General features: G+C 44.2%; 1 protein-coding gene. It reads left to right on the forward strand.

The window, feature by feature from the left end; translation table 11 throughout:
- Nucleotides 1-490: 490 nt before the first annotated feature.
- A complete protein-coding gene (locus tag KUO17_RS26390) occupies nt 491-1,150 on the forward strand; it encodes a hypothetical protein (RefSeq protein ID WP_217978479.1) in 660 nt (219 codons plus the stop codon).
- The last annotated feature ends 123 nt before the right edge of the window (nt 1,151-1,273 follow it).

Here is a 1,273-nt window from a genome sequence, read left to right on the forward strand (position 1 = left end):
CGATCAGTTATGCGGGTGGGCTGAATCTGTATGTGTATGCGCCGAATCCGGTTGGGTGGGTTGATCCGCTGGGGTTGTGGAAGGGCAGCCAAGAAGTCCAAATGGAACATTTGCGCAGGGTAAAAACCCTGATATCACATGTGCCTGTGAAGTGAATTCTACGAATGGGAACTCAGCACTCAGTGACAAATCCCAACATGGATACGAAATTCTTGATGGTCACAACGATAATATAGCGGTGAAAACAGGAGTGAGTGGCGGGCGCATAACCGCTGACGGTCAGTCCTATCGTGGGAATTCACAAGCCGCGCGCTGGAATAAAAACGCTGGAGAGCCAGGGCGATATCAGTCTGTATTGGTGAAGAGCATACCTGAGGGGCCGGGTGCTCGTAAGGATATTCTTCAGTGGGAGTCAGAAAACGCCGCGCGGCTTAGAGCAATCGGCCAGCTCGCGGATCCGACAAAACACGTCAGACCATAGGAGATAGAGATGATACTGAAATATATATATTTGTATCTGAATCTGGATGAGTATCCTAAAGAGATATATGTTCCGTTTGGTTTTAGGACAAGGTACTTATGTAATTATATTGAAAGAGGCATAAAATATCTGAAGTTTGAGGTGAGCGGATTTAACAGGATATGCATTCAGGGAACGTCAGTGCCTAGTGGTGGAAGTACGATTCAAGATGAAAAAGCAATCGTTTCAAAGGTTGGATTTGATGTGGTGGAGTATGAGTCTCTGAAAGGAGATGAATTTCACGAGTTTTATATTTCAATGTTGGTTAAGGGGCTCTCCGAGTGTTCTCGGGAGCACGCTATTCCTCTGAATGCTATTTTGGAGATTATTGAATCGTTTCGTGAGGGTGGATACAGAAATGAATGGGTTTTTCAAAAAAAATTATTTCGCGAGCAAAATATTGAAGCGATTCTGCTGTGTAGGCTAGATGTGAATAATTTTGTATTGACACTTAGGTTGAATTGCAAAAAGGAAGTAATTTTTGAGCAGGAAATACTAAAAACCAAGCCTGATGAGATAATTTATACGAATAAATTTAAGTCATTAGAAGTCTCGGATGGAGCAGTTTTGGTAGTTGATAAGTTTGGCAATACTGTTTTTTCAACAGCGCTTCCCCGTTTGAATTCTTAGCGGTTTGCGATGTACTGTACTGGCGACTGTTCAAACACTTCAGTGTCCATTGATTACCACGTCGTGGGGGGGCGCAGTGAAACCGCAACGAGCATGAGCGCATGCAGCGTGAGCTGGGGTGTG

It is taken from the genome of Pseudomonas aegrilactucae (assembly GCF_019168305.1).
GTDB classification, from domain to species: domain Bacteria; phylum Pseudomonadota; class Gammaproteobacteria; order Pseudomonadales; family Pseudomonadaceae; genus Aquipseudomonas; species Aquipseudomonas aegrilactucae.

Excerpts from the sequence above, each read along its gene's own strand:
- KUO17_RS26390 (WP_217978479.1), top strand. The coding sequence starts at position 491 with ATGATACTGAAATATATATATTTGTATCTGAATCTGGATGAGTATCCT.